17 protein-coding genes are annotated in these 12,862 nt (G+C 64.4%); 7 read left to right on the top strand and 10 right to left on the bottom strand.

Going from position 1 to position 12,862, the window contains the following annotated elements; genetic code table 11:
- Positions 1–10: 10 nt before the first annotated feature.
- Positions 11–1,435, bottom strand: coding sequence for a phosphohexomutase domain-containing protein (locus NKH31_RS03140; protein ID WP_254863687.1), 1,425 nt, complete (start codon positions 1,433–1,435; stop codon positions 11–13).
- A gap of 162 nt (positions 1,436–1,597) precedes the next feature.
- Between NKH31_RS03140 and NKH31_RS03135 the strand changes: the two genes are divergently transcribed.
- Complete coding sequence (locus tag NKH31_RS03135; protein WP_254863686.1) at positions 1,598–2,029, top strand: Ntn hydrolase family protein; 432 nt, start codon at positions 1,598–1,600, stop codon at positions 2,027–2,029.
- On the top strand, positions 2,026–2,463 hold the full coding sequence (locus NKH31_RS03130; protein WP_425492301.1) for an Ntn hydrolase family protein: 438 nt from the start codon (positions 2,026–2,028) through the stop codon (positions 2,461–2,463). Before NKH31_RS03135 ends, NKH31_RS03130 begins: the two co-directional genes overlap by 4 nt.
- A 23-nt stretch (positions 2,464–2,486) precedes the next feature.
- Here NKH31_RS03130 and NKH31_RS03125 read toward each other — a convergent pair whose 3' ends face one another.
- The 3 genes from NKH31_RS03125 to NKH31_RS03115 are packed head-to-tail and all read right to left on the bottom strand — an operon-like array spanning position 2,487 to position 5,624.
- Positions 2,487–3,521, bottom strand: coding sequence for a DUF7351 domain-containing protein (locus NKH31_RS03125; RefSeq protein WP_254863685.1), 1,035 nt, complete (start codon positions 3,519–3,521; stop codon positions 2,487–2,489).
- A gap of 50 nt (positions 3,522–3,571) precedes the next feature.
- Complete coding sequence (gene moaC, locus NKH31_RS03120) at positions 3,572–4,129, bottom strand: cyclic pyranopterin monophosphate synthase MoaC (RefSeq protein WP_254863684.1); 558 nt, start codon at positions 4,127–4,129, stop codon at positions 3,572–3,574.
- On the bottom strand, positions 4,122–5,624 hold the full coding sequence (locus NKH31_RS03115; RefSeq protein ID WP_254863683.1) for an NAD(P)H-hydrate dehydratase: 1,503 nt from the start codon (positions 5,622–5,624) through the stop codon (positions 4,122–4,124). Before NKH31_RS03115 ends, moaC begins: the two co-directional genes overlap by 8 nt.
- Before the next feature lie 119 nt (positions 5,625–5,743).
- Between NKH31_RS03115 and NKH31_RS03110 the strand changes: the two genes are divergently transcribed.
- On the top strand, positions 5,744–6,238 hold the full coding sequence (locus NKH31_RS03110) for a hypothetical protein (protein WP_254863682.1): 495 nt from the start codon (positions 5,744–5,746) through the stop codon (positions 6,236–6,238).
- Here NKH31_RS03110 and NKH31_RS03105 read toward each other — a convergent pair.
- Positions 6,232–6,510: an acylphosphatase gene (locus tag NKH31_RS03105; RefSeq protein WP_254863681.1), complete on the bottom strand. Its 279-nt coding sequence runs from the start codon at positions 6,508–6,510 to the stop codon at positions 6,232–6,234. The two genes, NKH31_RS03110 and NKH31_RS03105, sit on opposite strands and share 7 nt — an antisense overlap.
- A 166-nt stretch (positions 6,511–6,676) precedes the next feature.
- Between NKH31_RS03105 and NKH31_RS03100 the strand changes: the two genes are divergently transcribed.
- The 3 genes from NKH31_RS03100 (at position 6,677) to NKH31_RS03090 (ending at position 8,684) form a co-directional block, all read left to right on the top strand.
- Positions 6,677–7,711 carry an MBL fold metallo-hydrolase gene (locus NKH31_RS03100; RefSeq protein WP_254863680.1) on the top strand — a complete coding sequence of 345 codons (1,035 nt, stop codon included), beginning with the start codon at positions 6,677–6,679 and terminating at the stop codon, positions 7,709–7,711.
- A gap of 11 nt (positions 7,712–7,722) precedes the next feature.
- Positions 7,723–7,971, top strand: a complete 249-nt coding sequence (locus NKH31_RS03095) for a hypothetical protein (RefSeq protein ID WP_254864850.1) — start codon at positions 7,723–7,725, stop codon at positions 7,969–7,971.
- A 269-nt stretch (positions 7,972–8,240) separates the two neighbouring features.
- Positions 8,241–8,684, top strand: coding sequence for a hypothetical protein (locus NKH31_RS03090; protein WP_254863679.1), 444 nt, complete (start codon positions 8,241–8,243; stop codon positions 8,682–8,684).
- 69 nt (positions 8,685–8,753) lie between these two features.
- Here the strand turns inward: NKH31_RS03090 and NKH31_RS03085 are convergent, their stop codons facing one another.
- Entirely contained in the window at positions 8,754–9,656 is a 903-nt protein-coding gene (locus NKH31_RS03085) for a DNA-3-methyladenine glycosylase family protein (RefSeq protein ID WP_254863678.1), read from the bottom strand.
- Positions 9,657–9,794: 138 nt separating this feature from the next.
- Here NKH31_RS03085 and NKH31_RS03080 point away from each other — a divergent pair, with 138 nt between their 5' ends.
- On the top strand, positions 9,795–10,337 hold the full coding sequence (locus NKH31_RS03080) for a DUF555 domain-containing protein (RefSeq protein ID WP_254863677.1): 543 nt from the start codon (positions 9,795–9,797) through the stop codon (positions 10,335–10,337).
- A gap of 106 nt (positions 10,338–10,443) precedes the next feature.
- Here NKH31_RS03080 and NKH31_RS03075 read toward each other — a convergent pair whose 3' ends face one another.
- The 4 genes from NKH31_RS03075 to NKH31_RS03060 all read right to left on the bottom strand — a co-directional run bounded on the left by NKH31_RS03075 (position 10,444) and on the right by NKH31_RS03060 (position 12,856).
- Entirely contained in the window at positions 10,444–10,683 is a 240-nt protein-coding gene (locus NKH31_RS03075) for a UPF0058 family protein (RefSeq protein ID WP_254863676.1), read from the bottom strand.
- A gap of 337 nt (positions 10,684–11,020) precedes the next feature.
- Positions 11,021–11,200, bottom strand: a complete 180-nt coding sequence (locus NKH31_RS03070; RefSeq protein ID WP_254863675.1) for a DUF7836 family putative zinc-binding protein — start codon at positions 11,198–11,200, stop codon at positions 11,021–11,023.
- Between the two features lie 196 nt (positions 11,201–11,396).
- Entirely contained in the window at positions 11,397–12,383 is a 987-nt protein-coding gene (locus NKH31_RS03065) for a transcription initiation factor IIB (protein WP_254863674.1), read from the bottom strand.
- Positions 12,384–12,571: 188 nt separating this feature from the next.
- The gene (locus tag NKH31_RS03060) at positions 12,572–12,856 is read right to left on the bottom strand and encodes a DUF357 domain-containing protein (RefSeq protein ID WP_254863673.1); all 285 of its coding nucleotides are present in this window, start codon (positions 12,854–12,856) and stop codon (positions 12,572–12,574) included.
- Positions 12,857–12,862: the final 6 nt, after the last annotated feature.

Below are 12,862 nucleotides of genomic sequence, written 5' to 3'. Positions count from 1 at the left end.
CTACCGATGGCTACCGCGAGGGTTTTTCATCGGACGATTCTTCGACGGCCGCTTCGATCACGCTCGTCGCAACCGCGACGAGCGTTTCGACCTCGTCGCTCTCGGCGTACAGCCTGACGTAGGGCTCCGTCCCGCTGGGCCGGACGAGCAGCCACGAAGCGTCGGGGAGTTCGATCCGAACGCCGTAGTCCGTCTCGACCGTTCCCTCTGGGAAGCGTTCGGGAAGGTCCGAATCGAGCTTGGCCATGACGGCTTCCTTTCGATCGTCGGGACACGTGACGCTCACCTTTCGGTACGGTCGTTCGGTGATCGGGTCGCGAAGCGTCTCGACGTCGCCCGCCGCCGCGACGAGGCCGGCGACCATCGCGGCGCTGACGACCCCGTCGATCCAGCCGCCGAACGCGGGATGGATGTGTTTCCAGGGCTCGGCGGCGAAGACGACGGCCGTCTCACTGGCGCTGCCGGCCGTCCCGTTGCTCGCCGCCTCCTCGACGCGGGCGATCCCTTCGTGGAGCGCGCCGAGTCGGACGCGCTCGACCCGCCCGCCCGCCGCTCGAACTCGCTCGTCGATCCGGGCCGAGGCGTTCGGCGTCGTCACGACGACGGGGTCGGATGCGGTAGATTCCTCGACGTAGTGGGCCGCGACGACGGCGAGGACGGTGTCCTCGTGGACGACGGTCCCGTCCGGACCGAGCACGACGAGTCTATCGGCGTCGCCGTCGTGAGCGAGCCCGAGGTCGTCGGTCCCTTCTTCGAGGAACGCGGCGAGGTCGGTCAGCGTTTCCGGCGTGGGCTTGCTCTCTCTGGCCGGGAAGTGGCCGTCGACGTTGGCGTTGAGTGCGGTGACGTCGGCGCCGAGACGGCCGAGCACCTGCGGGGTCGCCTCCCCGCCGACGCCGGTCCCGCAGTCGACGGCGATCGAGAGTCCGTCGAGCGGCCGGCCCTCTTCGGCCCTCAGGCCCTCGAATCGCTCGCCGACGTACGCGGCGACGTCCGCCAGGTACTCGCCCATGGCGTCTGCCCGTTCGATGGTCCCCCACCGATCCCACGCGGATTCCCGGGCCGTTTCGACGCCCGTTTCGATCGCCCGTTCGGCGTCGCGATCGTACTCGACGCCGTCGCAGAAGAGTTTGATCCCGTTGTCCGCCGGCGGGTTGTGACTGGCCGTGATCATCACCCCGCGCTGGCCGCGCGAGGCGTACGCGAGCGTCGGCGTCGGGACGCGACCGAGTCGTCGGACCGCCGCTCCACCGGCCGAGAGCCCGGCGGCCATCGCCGCCGCGAGCGTCTCGCTCGTCTCGCGTCCGTCGTATCCGAGGACGACGGTGGCTCCCTCCGCGTCGCGAGCGACCGCTCGCCCGACCGCCATCGCCAGCGACGGCGTCACCGTCTCCGCGACCGGCCCCCTGATTCCGGCCGTCCCGAACAGCGTCATGTGTCGGGCTTGCGCGAGCGACTACTTAGACCCACTGACCCGGCGAGTCGAGTGGCCCTCGTGGATCCGGATCGGCGACGGCGGTCGTCCGACGTTCGTTCCCCGATCCGGCTAAAATATATTTTAGCTAACAATTATTCCGGGTTGGACCGTGTTCCGGGTATGGACCGAATCGACGGCGCGGTTCCAGAAACGACCGCGCACACGACGACTGCGGATGTATCGACCGAACTCACCACAGGGACGACGGTGGTCGGACTCGCCGGTTCCGACGGCGTCGTCATCGGAGCGGATGCGCGAGCGAGCCTCGGCGGGCGGTTCGTAACGAACCAGTCGATGCAGAAGGTCGAACCGATCGGGAATCGCGCAGCGGTCGCCTTCGCCGGCGGGGTGAGCGATGCACAGTCGCTGGTCGACCAGCTTCGCGCAGAACGTCGGCTGTACGAACTCGAACACGACCGCCCGTCGACGACCACCTCGCCATCGCGTCGGCGGGCCACGCCGCTGACGCCCGCCAACTCGTCGAGCACGCTCGAGTGGTCGCGCAGCGCCATCGACTCCAGTACGGCGAACGGGCTCCCGTCGAGTCCGTGACGACCGCACTCGCCGATCACGTTCAGGAGTCGACACAGACGGCCGGATCGCGACCGTTCGGGGCCGCACTGCTGGTCGCGGGCGTCGACCCGACCCGAAGTGTCTCCACCCCGAAGCGGGGAACCGACGAGGCCGACGGGACGGGTCACCTGTTCGAGGTAGAACCCGGCGGGACGCCGTACGGCTGGCAGGCCGTGGGTATCGGGGACGCGACTTCGGACCTCAGAGAGCGCCTAGAGGACGTCCTCGAAACGACGCCGACCGACGAACTCACCGCTTCGGACGGCGTTTCGATGGCGCTCGGTGCCCTCGCAAAAACCGATAATGAGCCGAATCCGTCTGCCTACGAGTGTCTCACGATCGGGCGAGGATCGGCAACCGCCCGCCGATCGACAGCGGAGATCGCAGACGTTCTCGAAAACGTGGCCTCCTGAGGATCGCCGCCAGGGGAATCGATTCAGGCGGCGTCCGCTTTCGCGGCCGACTCGGCGTCGACATCGGTCGCGTCGTCGCCTGCACGACTCGACTCGCTGTCTCCGCTCGATTCGTCGAGTCGTCGCGTTGTGACGACCGATCCCGTTTCGTCGACGTAACACTCCAGCGTCTCCTCCTCTAGCGTAACGGAGACGCAGACGGCGATCGGGTCGTACGAAAGCGGCGTCTCGCGCCACTCGCGGCCGACGTTCCAGATGGGACGCTCCCGGACCGATTCGTCGTGATCGTCGTAAAATGACACGACGGCCGGGTGCTCGAGGACGGTGAGCGTGACGGGACAGCGGAGGTCGTAGCCACACTGGCGACACACGAACGTCGTCTGGACTGGCTCCGGAACGGCGTCCGATTCGTCGGACTGAGCCGGTGCGATCGGTTCGCCCCCGTCCGCGGTGATCGGGGTGATGTCACGGTCGACGCGTCCGCTACACTCCGGACAAACCCCGTCGGAAAGCAGGGAGAGCCGATGGCGGTGATGGCGGTCGAACGCCTCGGGGAGGCGATCCTCGTGGGCGGTAAAGCCCGTCGGCGGGAAGCCGAGCGTGAGGATCGATCGATCGCAGTCACCGCAGTCGATCGTCACCACGTTGTCGCTCGTCGTCGCTGCGAGACGAGGCTCCGCACAGAACGGACACGGATCGTCGATGGGGACCGACGACCCAGACACCCGGTCCGTGTAGGCGCCCGCCTCGACGGCACGGGCGACCTTGCGCCCGGCGTAGGTCAACGCGTAGCCGCTGTCGTCCTTCTCGAGGTACGGCCCGACGAGTTCGTCGAGGTGATAGGAGAATCCCGCCGTGGTGTCGACGTCTGACGCGTCGAACAGCGTCGAAAAGGAGAGGCTGGCGGTGTCGCGATCCGAGGCGTCGAGGACCGTCGACAGGATGTCCGTCCTGATCTCGTTCCCGAGCGCCTGGAACGCGTCACTCGGATCGGCGACGGGTTCCGGATCCGGTGTCGGCTTCTCGTCTCCCGCAGGTCCGTCCTGCCCCTCGGTCATACCCTGCCGTAGTGGACGCGGCGAAAAGTACCTTCTGTCCCTCTCCACTGTCACGTATCGATCGCATCCTTTCGCTTCTCTAGCACCCGAACGTCCTCGATACGCGTCTCCGGATACCCCCCGTCGTCGTCTTTCTCGACGGCTTTGACCATGTCCCAGACGACGTTCAGTCCGGTCGTCACGCCTTCGAGGGCCTCCATCTCGCAGCCCGTCTTGCCGGTCGTCTCGACGGCGACGTCGATCTCTATGGCGTCGTCCCCGAGTTCGAAGTCGGTCTCGACGTTCGTGATCGGAATCTGGTGACACATCGGAATCGTCTCCCAGGTGTGCTTGACGGCCTGGATCGCCCCGACGCGGGCGGTCGCGAGGACGTCGCCCTTGCCGACCTCGTCGGCCCGGATCGCCTCGACGGTACTCTCGCGCAGACGAATCCGGCCGGCGGCCACGGCCCGCCGTCTCGTGTCCGGCTTCCGTCCCACGTCGACCATCTGGACGTCGCCGTCGGCGGTGGTGTGGGTGAGGTCTCCTTCCGAACCGGCAGAATCCTCCGTTGCGTCCGAACTCGCCGCGTCGGTCTCGGCGTCGCGGGTCGGCTGATCGTCACCCATCGCCCTCACCCCACAGGACGCCGGGAATCTCGGTTAGCAGGTCGGACGCCGTTATCCCGAGACCGTCACCGTGACCCCAGCGCTCGGCGAGTCGTTCGCCGACGCGTCCGTTGACGTAGGCGGCGGCGCAGGCCGCCTCAAACGGCTCCGCGTCTTCAAGCAGGGCGGCCGTTATACCGGCGAGGAGGTCGCCGGTGCCGCCGACGGCCATTCCAGGGACGCCGACGCGGCAGACGCGGGTTCGCTCGCCGTCGGTGATCACGTCGTCGACGCCCTTCGCGAGGACGACGTGGCCCAGATCCGCCGCGACGGATTCGATATCGCCCGCCGACTCCCGGAGGTCGTCCGTTTCGGGTCCGCCCATTAGGGCCAGTTCGCCTCGATTGGGCGTACAGACCAGTGTCGCGTCGGTCTCGATCTCGGGGACGACGGCGAGCGCTTCTGCGTCGACGACGGCGAGGCCGGTGTACGCCGAGAGGAATTCTCGCGCGGCCTCCAGGCTCTCCTCGGCGCGTCCCAGCCCGGGACCGAAGACGACGACGTTGTCGTAGCCCTCCGCGCTCTCGAGCAGCCCGTCAACTTCGTCGGTCGTCAGGTGTTCGCCCGCGTAAGGCTGGACGATCAGGTCTTCGGCGTAGCCCTGGATCTGGCTCGCGACGGCGTCGGGTGCGGCGACGAACGAAAGCTCCATGCCCGCTCTGAGGGCGGCCTGTGCAGCGAGCGCCGGCGCGCCGGTGTACGGACCGCCGCCGATGACGTAGGCGCGACCCGACCGGTCGGCCGGTTCGGCGAGCGAGACGTCGCCGGGCCCGACGTACCGCTCGGCTGCCGCCGGGATGCCGATGTCGGCGACGGTGACCTCCGCGTCGAGCGCCTCGAGACCGGGCTTGGTGTCGTGAAACGTCACGACGTGATCGGCATCGACCGGATTTCTGGCGTCGTCCGACTCGTTCTCGTCCGGATCGCTCGAGTGTTCGCCCGGGTCGTTCGCGTCGAACCCGGACGGGACGTCCACCGAGATGACGGTCGCCGGCGCGTCGGCGATCGCTTCGGCCGCGGTCGCCGCCGGTTCGCGGAGGTCGCCGCTGACGCCGGTCCCCAGCATGGCGTCGACGACGACATCCGCGTCGGGTAGCGAGAACGTCGCCGAATCGGTCACCTCCCGAGCGTCGGCGTCGGCGGCCACCAGCGCGTCCCAGTTGCGTCGGGCGATCTCCGTTCCGATCCGGTCGGCCCGGCCGAGAAGCAGGGTCGTGACGTCGAACGTCGGTTCGTCGGCTACGTTTTCCGTCCCATCGAGAAACCGGGCCGCGACGAAGCCGTCGCCGCCGTTGTTTCCGCGTCCCGCGACGACCGCCACCGTCGCGCCGTCCGGAGCCACGTCCCGAACCGTCCGGGCGACGGCGTTCCCGCTCGATTCCATCAACTGGGCCTGTGTAACCCCCAACGCCGCGGCGTTCGCGTCGACCGCCGCCATCCGTTCGCCCGTGATCATACTCCGAGTTCGACCGGCCCGGCGAAAAACGTGTGGGAGATGGTGGTCGTTCCTGGGAAGTTCGCCCTGATCGCTTGTCCCGACGAAACCCTTTCGACGGTCGGTCACCTTCTCGTATCGTGAACGTCTTCTGGCTCGACGAGAACCCCCGCCTGGCCGCCCGGTACCACTGCGATCAGCACGTGAACAAGATGCTCTTGGAGGCTGCCCAGGTCCTTTGCACCGCGGCGCGGGAGAACGGCTGCGACCGCGAATTTCTCTACCGGCCGACGCACCGCGACCACCCCGTCACCCGCTGGGCGAGCGAATCCCGGGCGAACTGGCTGGAACTTCGCGAGCACGCTCGGGCGCTCAATGCCGAGTTTTGCGAGCGGTACGAGAAGGTGACCGACCACAAGAGCTGGACGGTGATCGACCGAATCGATCCGGACGAGATCGACTTTTCGAGCGCGAGTCCGACCCCGAAACCGCAGGCGATGCCCGAGCAGTACAGGGTTCCGGGTGACCCCGTTGCAGCCTATCGCGCGTACTATTCTGGTGAGAAGGCCGAGTGGGCCGAGTGGGCCTACACCGAGGAACCACCGTGGCTCGACGCCTCTCGCGCGGCTCAGTAGCGGATCTCGAACCCGTCTTCGCCCTCCGGCTCCGCGTAGTCGACCGCGACGTCCGAGACGTCGGCGGCCGGACTGCCCTCGTGACACCACTCGACCACCGCCTCGACGGCGTCTTCGGGGCCCTCGAACACGACCTCGACGCGCCCGTCCGGGAGGTTCTTCACCCAGCCGTCGAGGCCCGCCTCCCTGGCGGCGTCTCTGGTGTTCGCTCGGTAGTAGACTCCCTGAACCGTCCCCGAAACGAAAACGTGTGCACGCGTTCGCTCGCTCATGGGGCCATCTTCGAGTGCCGGCGTCAAAAATTATCACGCGACTCACCGTCCGTCGGCTCGGCCTCGCCCACGTCGGCCGACGATGCCTCCGATTCGTCTCAGACACACGCCGGGTCGAGCGAATCGCACCGACAGGTCGACATCGGTCCAGACCCTACACCGGCCAGTGAATCGTCGCGTCACCCACCGGGACGGCATCCACTTCGACGTGGGCCGGCTGGTCGTCGCCGACGCGCGCTCGGCCGCGGGCGACGTCAACGTCGTCAGCCACGCCCACGCCGATCACACGTTCAGTTCGAGCCCCGAGACGGTCGTCTGTTCGACCGAGACGGCGGCGATCGCTACCGCACGGACGGGCGTCGACTTCGACTTCGTCGAGTCCGCACCCGGCATCGACCTCGTCCCGGCGGGCCACGTCGTCGGCTCGCGGGCGGCGATAATCGAAGCGGGCGACGGAACCCGCTACTGCTACACCGGCGACTTCTCGACGCGCGATCGGGCCTATCTCGACGGGTTCGACCCGTCGGCGATCGAGGCCGACGTCCTGGTGATGGAGACGACCTACGGCCACCCGCGCTATCGGTTCCCGCCGCAGGCCGAACTGGACACCGCGATCCGCGAGTGGATTCGCGAACACGACGACCGCCCGCTCTTTCTGTTCGGCTACTCGCTCGGACGCGCACAGAAGGTGCAGTGGCTCGCCCGCGAAGCGGCCGATCGAGACGTTCTCGTCACGTCGACGATCGACGACGTCAACCGGGCGATCGCGTCGGCGACCGACCTCGAGTTTTCGGGCCGACCGACTGACCCGGACGAACTGCGCGAGCGAGCCGGCGTCTCGGCCGAACGGTCCACCCGGGATCCGCTCACGGACGAGATCGTCGTCCTGCCGTCGAATCAGTCCCGTCGCGGGTGGGTCGACGAGATCGCCGAGTCGACCGGCGCGCTGAAGGCGGGCTTTTCCGGCTGGGCCGTCGACGACTCCTACCGGTATCGGGGCGGTTACGACGTCACGTTTCCGCTGACCGACCACTGCGACTTCGACGAACTGATCGCGACCGTCGAGGCGATCGACCCCGACCTCGTCTACACGCACCACGGCTACGACGAGGCGTTCGCTGACGTACTCGCGACCGAGTACGGCTACGATTCGCAGCCGCTGAAGCGAAACCAGACGACCCTTGGTGACTTCGGTCGATGAACGACTCGACGATGTCGCTGCTGGATCGCCTCGAAGACGAGTTCGTCGACGTCTCCACCAGTCGGGCGACGCTTCGCGAGTTAGCGGAGTTACTGGCGGGGAGCGTCCTCTTCGTCGTCCTCGCCGGCGGCGCAACGTGGTGGCTGCTCGGTCGCACGGCTGCACTAATCGTGGTCGCGGTGCTGTCGGTGGTCTTTTTCGTCACGCTCGTCTCGCAGGCCTACTGGGCGATTCGCGGTCGCGACGATTACCGGGAGTGATCGGTTCGAGATGCACCTTCTAACACCAGGCCACCGTCATTTTGCACCGCCTCGTGCTGATGGGGGACCTCTATCTCACTCTCCATTCAAATTGTGAATGTTACACTCGTTATACTCGGGAGAAGTAAACATGAAATAACTTATGCTAAAGGACATCGATGCACGCTATAATGCATAGCAGACGGTCCCTCCTCACGGCTGCAGTGGCTCTCCCCGTGATAAGTGCAGGTTGTTCAAATGTATTATCTAGCGACGACGCCGAGGTCCAGATGAAAAATATTGCGTTTGGAATAAACAACCAACCATTATTTGCTGAAAACGCCGATCGATGGACCAGCTCACCGTTTACAGCAGATTTATTCACGAACTCCGACGAGGCAGCAGCGGCGATAACTATCGATGAAGATAGAGAGCCCGTCTATCGGGAATTTCTCGAGTTTGATGGCAGCGCTGAGTTCATTGCCGCATTTGCATGCAACTTTGATGCGGAGATGCGCTCGATGTGGTGTCCAGATGTATCTATTGATGACGAACACGTTATTTTCGAGCTACCGATAGGCGATTGGCCAGACGAACTGGAATCTCCGCGAGAGAATTGGTTTGTGATGACCCGTTGGGAACGAAACGGTAACACACCGCCGGAATTCGCGACGGTAAAAATCATTCATCCTGATAAAAACTCCGACACGAAAACCTGTCAGTTTGACTCGTAGGCCGGACCACGCCTACACATTCGGCGAATCCTATCATATACGTGTCGACAGTCTATCGATTTGGGACGACTACTCGACTGGTTCGGTGGTCGCCGCACCCGTTCTGAGGTGGTGAAAGACGTACGTCTGAGCGTAGCCGGCGTCGGTCCCGCCGAATCGCTCGCGTATCGCCCGCGAGGTCTTCGCGTAGTTCCCCCGGTCGCAGTCTGGGTAGTAGTCGGCGATGGCGGTCTTGATCCAGGTGTCGAGCGGGACGGCCTCGTCGAAGCCGAGCGAAAAGAGTAAGACGCAGTCTGCGACTTTGTCGCCGACGCCGACGAATCGGGTAAGGTACTCGCGCGCTTCTTCGTAAGGCAGCTCTCGGGCGTCTTCCGGATGAGCGACCCCGTCGGCGACCATCCGCGCCGTCTCGACGACGTACGGCGCTCGGTATCCCAGTCCGAGGTCTCGCAACTCGGCCTCGGTTGCCGTCGCGAGCTGCTCCGGGGTCGGAAAGTCGTAGTACGTGTGACCGTCGAACTCGAGTTCGGTGCCGTACTCGCGAGCGAGCGTGGTGACCATCCGGTGGATGCGTTCGACGCGCATCTGGGACGAGCAGATGAACGCGATCAGGGTTCCGAACGGCGGATCCGTCACGAGTCGAAGCCCTCGATGAGCCGCGTACGCCTCCTGGAGCAATGGGTCGTCCGGCGCGGCGGCGACGATCCGCTCTAGGTCGTCGTCGAGCCGGAGTCGCCGCCTCAAGATCGGATCGGCGTCGGTCGTCGACCGCCACTTCAGGCCGGTTTCGGTCGGGCGAGCCCTGACGACCTCGCCGTCGATCGCGAGTTCGTACCAGGCGTCGGGGTTCTGCCGGCCGGCGTAGATCGCGCCGTCGCTTCGCGTCCAGCGGTAGGTCTGTCCGCTCTCGATCGTCAGGAACGCGTCGAACCCGCCGACGAGTTCGTCGTTCGAAATCGACCCCGTTTCCATCGGTCGGTCAGAGCGGACGGACGGCCATTTGCGTTTCGACACGGGATCGTCGGGCCGTTGGCGCGAACGGGGCCCACGACGGTCCATCGGTCGACACCGGGGCGAACCTTGATACTGCATGCCACCGAATAGCGAGTCATGCACTGTCGGGTCGTCGTCGAAGCCGCCGTTCCGGTGTTCGACGTGAGTACGCCGGATGAAGCGATTCGGATCGCGATTTCGAAGACTGGTGAGATGTTGAATCCCGATCTAAATTACGTCGAGATCAATATGGGCGAGCGGACTTCGCCGTCCGGTGAGGAGTTGCCACCCGCGTTCATCGCGGCCGACGAGGCGCTCGTCGCGCTCGAACTCGAGATGACCGTGTTCAACGTCGAGCGCGACGAACACGCCGCACGAATCGCGAGAAAGGAGATCGGCCAGCGACTCGAAAACATCCCGCTCGAAGTCCTCGAGGTCGAAGAGTTACCGGACGAAGACGAGGACGACTCGACCGACGAGTCTGTCGAATCCGACGACGATGGCGAAGAGTCAGACGTGAAGTCGGACGAAGACGATGTGGATCCGGACTTCGACGAGCAACTCGACGCGGTCGCAGACGAACTCGGCGACTCCGAGCCGTCGACCGACGAATCGACCGACGACGACGTCCTTCCCGAATTCGAAGATCTCGTCGAGTGATTTTCTGTCGTCGATTCGACGCTCGATGTCAGTAGGAGATAGGTAGGTGATTCGTTCGTCCGTGACAGCCGCTATGAGCGATGGGACGACCGAGACCGCAATGATATCAGTCCGCAGTTGCCGCGACGGTCTCCGTCTCTTCGGATCCCGTCATGTGTTCCGTGATACCGCCCGCAAGCGCAAAAACAGCGTCTTTGTGGTCCGTTTTCGATTTGTGAATTGACGTCGGTCGAATGCCGAGCGACTCGTACTCACCGAGGTCGATCGAGCAGTTCTCCCATGTCGAACACTGGTTCGATACCTCTGCGAGAAGTCCGTGAAGGTGAATGAGCTCCTGCTTCTTCATAACCAACTCACCATACCAACTGCAGGGTTATATTATTATCCTGAGTCGCGTTACCACGCATCCCGGGATATTCCCCTCTGGGTATGTGATACCTGATACGTCTCACTCCGTGATTGACTGAGAGAAATCACGTGAAGGAGTCCGTGTAATATTTCGTTTCGTTACGTAATTGACTGTTCACATAGTTCGGGTGTCATAACGGGTGAATCCGGACCGTCGACGTTCATCGCAGTCGACGATCGTGGTAATTGAGTGTTACTCGCTCGGATCGGCGGCTGTAGGCTCAGGTTGACACTCGTAGGGGAGCGATACTCGTATTTTGTGACGAGAGAGCGGTTCAACCGAGCGTTTTCAACGTCTGTAAGTCCCGGTCAGTTCGCGTAAACTCTGCCGTTCTTCGGCTCGCGTGGCAGTTGGGACAGTGAAAGAGGTCGGCGGGAGACGGGAGGTCGGACGGCGGTCGCTGCCAATCTTTCGTACACTCGGGACAGAGTAAACTGACCGTTGTCTCGTCCATGGCACGCCATTGCACACCAGACACCAAAAACGTTGTCGCCCGAAATCGAAGTCGTGGAGCTGTGCTCATTCGCAAGCGGACGCCGAAAAAGGGTGTGCAAAGACGGTGAGGAGTCACTCTCAGATCGAAATCGTGCAACAAAGGACGCCAGATCCGCGCGCGAACTCGACACGCATACGCCGATCGCCGGTCCGATTCAGGCCGGGGCAGCCATCTCCGAGGATTCGAGCAGTTCCTTGTAGCGGTTGCGAATCGTGACCTCGGAGATGTTAGCCACCTCGCTGACTTCGTTCTGGGTCACCTTCTCGTTGGTGAGCAACGCGGCGGCGTAAACGGCGGCGGCGGCGAGTCCGACCGGGCTCTTCCCCGAGTGGACGCCCTTTCCGCGGGCCGACTCGAGCAGTTCTCGCGACGTTCGCTCGGTCTCGTCGGAGAGATCGAGTCCGCTGACGAATCGGGGAACGTAGTGCTCCGGATCGGCGGGTTTGACCTCGAGCGAGAGCTCGCGGACGACGTATCGGTACGTCCGGGTGAGTTCCATGCGGTCGACGCGGCTCACCTGCGAGATCTCGTCGAGGCTGCGCGGCGTGCCGGCCTGGCGGGCGGCGGCGTAGAGCGACGCGGTGGCGACGCCTTCGATCGACCGGCCCGGCAGGAGGTCCTCTTCGAGCGCCCGGCGGTAGATGACCGAGGCGGTCTCACGGACGTTCTCCGGTAGTCCGAGGGCGCTCGCCATGCGGTCGATCTCGCCGAGGGCCTGCTTGAGATTTCGTTCCTTCGAGTCGCGCGTGCGGAAGCGCTCGTTCCAGGTCCGAAGCCGCTGCATCTTCTGGCGCTGGCGGCTCGACAGCGACTTGCCGTAGGCGTCTTTGTCCTGCCAGCCGATGTTGGTCGAGAGTCCCTGGTCGTGCATCATCTTCGTCGTCGGTGCGCCGACGCGAGACTTCTTGTCCCGCTCTGCGCTGTCGAACGCGCGCCACTCGGGGCCGCGATCGATTTCGTTCTCTTCGACGACCAGTCCGCAGTCGGTACAGACGGTTTCGGCGTGTTCCTGATCGGAGACGAGCCGGCCGCCACACTCCGGGCAGTGCTCGCGCTCGTCGGCACCGACCGATTCGGTCTCCTGTTTCTGATCGGTTCGTTCCCGATCGCTCGCGTGGGTTCGGATGCGTGTATCTGTCATGATGGATCGTTACTCGTGGCTCCAGGGTGGGGAAACCAGAAGAAATGCTCCCTGGGCACCAGCTAACCTACTGTAATCGTCGCGAGCACTTAAACCTGTCGTCTGCAATATAAACACACCGGCCAAACAGTAAAGTACCTTTCGAAAACTGGAGGATCATTCGTGACAAATGTGGGGCCGACGGTTACTCAAACCGTAAAAAGGTGTCCCTCAGTTGGGACCGAGAACAATCCGACACGTGCACCGGCGTCGAGCCAGGCGTGACCGTAGGAGAACGACGCCAGCGCGTTGACGAGATCGTCCTCTTCGCGAAAGTGGCGGCCATCTTCGAGGTAGGACGTCGCCATCTCGAAGCACTCTTCGGCGGCGTCGGCGAGCGGCGTCCCCGGCTGGGCGGCGATCTCCGCCTCTGCAACCGCGTCGGCCAGCAAATTCTCGTACCGGTCTGTCTTCTCGGCGAGTTCGGCGGGCATACATGT

The sequence above is a fragment of the Halovivax gelatinilyticus genome, from assembly GCF_024300625.1.
Classification (GTDB): domain Archaea; phylum Halobacteriota; class Halobacteria; order Halobacteriales; family Natrialbaceae; genus Halovivax; species Halovivax gelatinilyticus.
Note: the sequence above shows the minus strand (reverse complement) of the source record. Positions and strands in the feature narration are given on the sequence as shown.